Genomic DNA, 6481 nt, shown 5'->3' on the forward strand with positions numbered 1-6481 from the left:
GGCGCAGCCCTCGCCTTGCCGTACTCGGTGACGGTACCGACCGGGCGGCCGCGCCCGCTGGGGAACGAGCGGGCCAGCACCTCTCCTTGATCATTCGCGGAACTCCGGCCACAGCCGCGAAAACGGCCGGGCCCGCTCCCGGCTCCCCACGCGGCCGCGCGTGCACCGAAGACCGGGGCCGCCCGTCCCGGACAGCCCGCTGCGCCCCGCCCCGACGTCCAGTCGGCCGACGGGCCACCGCGCAGCCCTGACGCCCCGTCCCGGCCGGCCCCCCGGGGGTGGGGCCGGCCGGCACAGTTCGCCGGCCCGCGTGGCGCAGAACGCCCGAGGAGCCGGCTCCCGCTTCGTCGGCGCCGAGGGTGTCGGCGTACGGCGCCTTCCAGCGGGCTGCGCTGTCGGGCGTCCAGAGCATCACCGCCACCCCGGCGGCGTGCAGTTCCCCGACCGCGGCCCCCGGGACGAGAGTGCTTCCCGGCCCGCCGGGCACGCGCGGCCCCCGCCGCCGCCGGCACCGCGGCCCCCGGCACCGCGGGCGCCGGCGGGACGTGCGGCTACCCGTCGACGGCGTCGGTCACCCGCTTCCAGCCGTCCAGGTCCGCGATGCGCGCCTCCAGGGCGGCGCGCATGCCCGTGGCGCCGCTGGCGCCGAGCGCCAGGCGCAGCGGGGGGTTGGGGCTGTCGACGGCGGTCCGGATGCCTGCGGCGATGCGTGCCGCGGGGGAGAACGCGGAGGCCGGCAACTCGGCGATGCCCTGGTGGACCTCGCGGACGGTTGGGTCGTAGTCGGGCAGGGCGGGGGCGACGTCGAGGTTGGCGAGGAAGGGCGTCGCGGTCAGGCCGGGCTGGATGAGTGTGACCTTGATGCCGAGCGGTGCGACCTCGGCCGCCAGGGCCTCGGAGAGGCCCTCGAGCGCGTGCTTGGTCGCGGCCAGCAGGCCCACGCCGGGATGGGCTGACTGCCCGTAGACGGAGGAGCCCTGGAGGATGTGGCCGGAGCGCTGGGCGCGCAGCACCGGCAGCGTCGCGCGGAGCACGTTGAGCGCTCCGAAGACGTTGGTGTCGAACACGGCGCGGACCTGTGTGTCGGAGGCCTCCTCGACGGCTGCGAACAGTCCGTAGCCGGCGTTGTTGGCCACCACGTCGATGCGGCCGAAGCGGGCGAGTGTGCGCTCCACCGCTTCCCGGACGGCCTCCTCCTTGCGCACGTCCGCTTGGAGGAGGAGCAGGCGCTCGCCGTGCGCGCCGGCCAGTTCGTCCAGGGGGGCGGTGTCGCGGGCGAGCGCCGCGACGGCGTCGCCGCTCTCCAGCGCCTGGAGCGCCAGTTCGCGGCCGATACCGGACGTCGCGCCGGTGATCAGCCATGTGCGGGGGTGGGCCTGCTGGTCGAATATCCCATTCATGTTGCGACCGTAATGAGTTAGCTCGCAACGAGTCAAGGGGGATGGCGCTCCGGGTTGCCCGTTACACCGATTAGCGCCTCTACCTGCCGATGTAGGGTGAAGGCATGAGCAGTGCGACAGCCCAACCCCCCGAGCCCAGCCCGCGCACCGCCCCACCGGCGGCGCAGACCGTGCTCGCGTTCGTCAACACCCGCGCGGACGGCTCCGGCCTGCGCGAGCTGTTCGAAGACGGCGACGCGTTCACGCAATGGCTGGCGCAGTACGACGATTTCGGCGGCGAAACCCCCGCGACCGACGCCGACGCCGCCACCGCACGCGAGCTGCGCGACGCCCTGGTGACCGTGCTGCTCGCCCACAGCGGCGACCAGGACAGCCTCGGCGAGCCGCTGCAGCACGCCGAACGGCACCTGCGGCGCGCCGGCTCCCTCTACCCCCTGGCGACCGTCGTGACGGCCGGCGGCGTCGAACTGGCATCACCGCAGACAGGAGTGGAACGCGTCTTCGGAACCGTCCTGGCCGCAGCGGCGACCATCGCCCAGAGCAGCGACTGGGGCCGCATCAAGGCATGCCGCAACCCCCCCTGCCACTTCGGCTTCCTCGACCGCACCCGCAACGGAGCAGGCCTGTACTGCAGCCCCGGCTGCGGCTCCCAGGTATCCATGCGCAACTACCGCCAACGCCAACGCAACCACACCCCGCCCCACGCCTGAAGACCCGCCACCACCGCGGAGCCCCCCGCAGCAGTACCCGGAACACCACCGACAAGCCGGCGCCCGACCGCGAACCCCAGGCACCCCCGACCCCGCCGCGCCCACACCGGCCCTCCCACCACCCCACCCCGCCCCACCCCCGACACCCCGCACCGCCCCAACCGGGCCCAACCGGGCCCAACCGGCGGGCGGATCAGGCGAGCAGGCCCGCCCCGAGCAGCAGGCGGGCAACGGCCGGCGAGCCCCACCACCGGCGCACCGACAACCGCCGACGGATCCGGCCGCAGCCGCCACCAGCCGCCGAGACGCCCCGGCACACGGCCGCCGGGAGCCCGGGCCGGCGCCCTCGCAGACCCGGGCACGCTGCCGGCCGCACCGCCCTCCGACAGGCGGCCCCGACGGCCCGCAGACCCCGACCACCCGATCCCGGCCAACGCCCCAAGGACGCGGCCCGACACCCCCGCCCAGCCGCCCGGCCGCCCGGCCGCTCAGGAAGCCAAAGCCCCCCACGACCCCCGCCCAGGCGCCGGCACCTACCCAGCCACCACCCGCCGCACAGGACCCCGACCGCTCCTGCACCCCTCCACCCGCGACAACCCCCGGCTCCACCCACGCCCCCGGCTCCACCGAAGCCGCCGACCGCCACCGCCAGCCCGTCAGCCCGTCAGCCGCGACGCCGCCCCCTCCAAGGAGCGCGACAGCGTCGAGCGCCTGACCAACAAGCCGAAGGCCCGGCCAGGCACCGCCGCCCGCCACGACAGGACGCCCGCCGGCCACCCCGCCGGCCTCCGCCTGCGCGGCGCGACGACCTGGACCAAAGACCTCGACAGACCGCCCCTCGCCCCTTGACCACGGCCGCAAACGCACCCCCGTGCCGACGCCACCGACTCACGAGGGCGGTTCGCGAGTCTTCGAGGGGTTCTGCCGTCGCCTCACGGTGCGGGTGCAAGCGGGAATCCGCCGGTCCGCGGCCGCCGCTCCGCCGAGGCGGCGGGGCGGGTGAACGCACGCCGTACCGCAGGACGGTGCCGGCGGTTCCACCGGGACGCAGCAAGCCGGCCGGGCACCGCCGCCGGCGGCCCTGCCCCACCCCCACACGGAAGGGGACGCCACCCCATGAACCGCCCTCCCGGTACCGAAGCCCCCGACCGGGAGCCCTGCGGCAGAGCGGTCCAGCAGATCCGCGACACCACCCCCGCTCCAGGGTTGATGTCGCAGACCTGCCAGCCCCCACCGCCCGGGTCCTGTTGAACTGACCACGCAAACGCAAGGCCCTTCACAGGACGGAAATCCATGGCCCCGACACACACCACCGCGCGCCGCTGCGGCGCAGCCGGCCCACCCACCCGGCCTCCCCTGACGGGGTGGCTGGCCGTCGGTTCGCTCACGCTGGGAATCTTCTCGATCGTCACGACCGAGATCCTGCCGATCGGCCTGCTCACCACGATCGGCTCCAGCTTCGCCGTCTCCGACGGCATGGCCGGGCTGATGATCACCATGCCCGGACTCCTCGCGGCCGTCTCCGCACCCGTGGTCACCGTGGCGAGCGCCCGCGTCGACCGCCGCCTGATGCTGTGCGTGTTCATGCTCCTGCTGGCCACGGCGAACTTCCTGGCCGCCGCGGCACCCGGCTACTGGCTGGTCCTGGCCTCCCGCGTCATCGTCGGCATCGTCATCGGGGGCTTCTGGTCGATCGGCGCCGCACTGGCCGAGCGCCTGGTGCCCGCGGCGTCGGTCACCCGCGCCACGTCGGTGATCTTCTCCGCGGTACCGCTGGGCTCCGTACTCGGCGTACCGGCCGGCACGTTCATCGGCGACCTGGCCGGCTGGCGCACCGCCTTCGCCGTCATGGGCGCCCTCACCACCGCCGTACTGGCCATGCTGCTCCTGGCCATGCCGCCGCTGCCACCCGACCGGACGACCCGCCCGAGCGTGCTGCGCGGCATGGTCACGAATGCCAACGCGCGTTTCGCGCTGCTGCTGACCTTCCTGACCGTGCTGGCGCACTTCGGGGCCTACACCTACATCACCCCGTTCCTGGAACAGGTCACCGGTACCAGCCCTCGACAGGTCACCGTCCTCCTGCTCGTCTACGGTGCCGCAGGAATCGCCGGCAACTTCCTGGGCGCAGCACTGGTCACCCGCCACCCCCGGGCCGCCTTCGCTCTCGCCGCCGCCACGATCGCAGCCGTCACCCTGCTGCTACCGGTCCTGGGACGCTGGCAGAGCGGCGCCATCACCCTGCTGACCCTCTGGGGCCTTGCCTACGGCGCCGTCCCCGTCACCTCCCAGACCTGGTTCACCAAAGCAGCCCCCGACACCCCCGAAGCAGCGTCCGTACTGTTCACCGCCTCCTTCCAGCTGACGATCTCACTCGCCGCGGTAACCGGCGGCGCCATCGTCGACCGGACCTCCCCCTCCACCGTCATGACACTCGCCGGCCTCATCGCCGTGCTCGCAGTCACCGCCGCACGGATGCACTCCACCCGCCACCCGACATGGCCGCACAGCACCTGACAACCCGCAGGGGCCCCGGGTGTTTGCTCCGGCGGGCGGCTCCTGGGGTTGGTGTCTCTTCCCTGGTGGGACTGGAGCGGGGCTGCTGATCGCGCGGCTCGGCCGGTCACCCCTTCCCGGCGAGGCTGCCGGCGCCGTCCTCGGTGGGGATGGTGGGCGCGACCAGGCGTTTCAGCGTGGCACGGGCGCCTTCGATGTCCTCCGGTAGCAGGTCATGGCCGGGGGCCCGGCAGGCGTCCCGGGCCCGCAGCGCTCCGGTTACGTCGTGGAAGACGGTGGGGATGAGGGGGTGGTCCGGGTGCTCGGGCAGGTCCGGCGGAGCGGCCGGGAGCCGGTCGGCGAGGCCGGTGACGGCCTTCCGTGCGATCGAGAGGTGCTCGAAGCCGATCTCGCCCCCCGCGGTCGGGCCTGCAACTCGCCGATTTGCACACGGAAACCGCCGGCCGGGGCCCAGACGGCGACCTCCTGGATATCGAGCGCATCAAGCAGGAGCTGAAGGTTCACGCGGTCACCGACTCCGCCGACGCCGCCGGGCCGATGCGCGCCCGCGACCTGTGCGAGCGCCTCGATTGCGCCATCATGCCGAAGAACATCGAGAGCACCCGGCACAACCTCAAGCGCCTGGTCGGCCTCGGCGTCCTCACCGAGCCCGAGGCCGGCTAGGGCGAGTATCGGGTCGTGATCAATCTGTGGGATTCGCCCTCACAGCGGGGCTTGATCAGGTAGACCATGTTGCGTGACGCGTGTGCAACTGACTGATGCGGAGTGGGAGTTCATCGAGCCGTACCTGCCGATCGGCGAGTACGGCCCGTACCCGGAGCGGCTGCGGCAGCAGTTCGAGGGCGTGGTCTGGCGGTTCAGGACCGGCGGGCAGTGGCGGGAGATGCCGGTGGAGTTCGGCGGGTGGTCGACCGTCTCCAACCGCTTCCGGCAGTGGCGTGACGCGGGCGTCTTCGAAGCCCTGCTGGAGGGCGCGATCGCGGAAGCCGCAAGGCGGGGCGAGGTGGACCTGTCGCTGGTCAGTGTGGATTCCACGACCGTTCGGGCCCATCACGACGCCGCCGGGATGCATCTGGGCCCCGACGCCCTGGCTGCCCTGGAGAAGGCGGCCGACGAGGCGGAGAAGGCCCGGCAAAAGGGGGCGGCCCGGAAGAACAAGACGGACAGGACGCCGCAGATGATCCGGGACGCGAGGAGCGACGACGTGCCCGGCGGCGGCGCAAGCTCCGCCTGAGGGCCGCACTGCTCGGGCGCTCCAGGGGCGGCCAGACCAGCAAGATCCACGTCGCCGGCGACCGCAGGTGCCGCCCGCTGGTGCTCGTGCTGACCGAGGGGCAGGCCGCCGACAGTCCGCAGTTCATCCCCGTGCTCAAGAAATTACGGGTCCGAGGGCCGGTCGGCCGTCCCCGCACGCGGCCCGGCGCAGTCGCCGGGGACAAGGCCTACTCGTCCCGCGGCAACCGTGCCCACCTGCGTCAACGCGCGATCAAGGCCGTGATCCCGGAGAAGAGGGACCAGGCTGCCAACCGGACGAAGAAGGGCAGCCGGGGCGGCCGGCCCGTCAGCCACGACGCCGACCTCTACAAGGAGCGCAACACCGTCGAGCGCCTGATCAACAAGCTGAAGGCCTGGCGAGGCATCGCCACCCGCTACGACAAAACGCCCGCCAGCTACCTCGCCGGCCTCCACCTACGCGGCGCGATGATCTGGATCAAAGACCTCAACAGGACCACCCCTTGATCACGACCAAATACGCACCCTAGTACTCCAGCAGGACTTCGACGTTTTGCCTGATCAGAGGGCTGCGCAGCGAGTGTAGTGGGCTGGTGCCCGTCAGGGGCGGTCTCCATGGGA

Annotated in this window: 4 protein-coding genes and 1 pseudogene; 4 read left to right on the plus strand and 1 reads right to left on the minus strand. The window is 73.0% G+C overall.

Annotation, left to right across the window (positions count from 1 at the left end):
- Positions 1–551 precede the first annotated feature (551 nt).
- Positions 552–1400, minus strand: a complete 849-nt coding sequence (locus ACFVVX_RS12045) for an SDR family NAD(P)-dependent oxidoreductase (protein WP_387944234.1) — start codon at positions 1398–1400, stop codon at positions 552–554.
- 104 nt (positions 1401–1504) lie between these two features.
- Here ACFVVX_RS12045 and ACFVVX_RS12050 point away from each other — a divergent pair, with 104 nt between their 5' ends.
- From ACFVVX_RS12050 to ACFVVX_RS12065, 4 genes and pseudogenes are all read left to right on the plus strand, one after another.
- A complete protein-coding gene (locus ACFVVX_RS12050) occupies positions 1505–2110 on the plus strand; it encodes a CGNR zinc finger domain-containing protein (protein WP_387944236.1) in 606 nt (201 codons plus the stop codon).
- A 1293-nt stretch (positions 2111–3403) separates the two neighbouring features.
- Positions 3404–4627: an MFS transporter gene (locus ACFVVX_RS12055; RefSeq protein ID WP_387944238.1), complete on the plus strand. Its 1224-nt coding sequence runs from the start codon at positions 3404–3406 to the stop codon at positions 4625–4627.
- A gap of 423 nt (positions 4628–5050) precedes the next feature.
- Complete coding sequence (locus ACFVVX_RS12060) at positions 5051–5290, plus strand: hypothetical protein (RefSeq protein WP_387944240.1); 240 nt, start codon at positions 5051–5053, stop codon at positions 5288–5290.
- Between the two features lie 73 nt (positions 5291–5363).
- Positions 5364–6367, plus strand: a pseudogene (locus ACFVVX_RS12065) (IS5 family transposase).
- The last annotated feature ends 114 nt before the right edge of the window (positions 6368–6481 follow it).

The organism is Kitasatospora sp. NPDC058170 (assembly GCF_042883905.1).
Lineage (GTDB): Bacteria > Actinomycetota > Actinomycetes > Streptomycetales > Streptomycetaceae > Kitasatospora.

Bases quoted from the DNA above. Each gene is read 5' to 3' on its own strand.
- ACFVVX_RS12055 (WP_387944238.1), top strand. From the start codon at position 3,404: ATGGCCCCGACACACACCACCGCGCGCCGCTGCGGCGCAGCCGGCCCA.
- ACFVVX_RS12050 (WP_387944236.1), top strand. From the start codon at position 1,505: ATGAGCAGTGCGACAGCCCAACCCCCCGAGCCCAGCCCGCGCACCGCC.
- ACFVVX_RS12045 (WP_387944234.1), bottom strand. From the start codon at position 1,400: ATGAATGGGATATTCGACCAGCAGGCCCACCCCCGCACATGGCTGATC.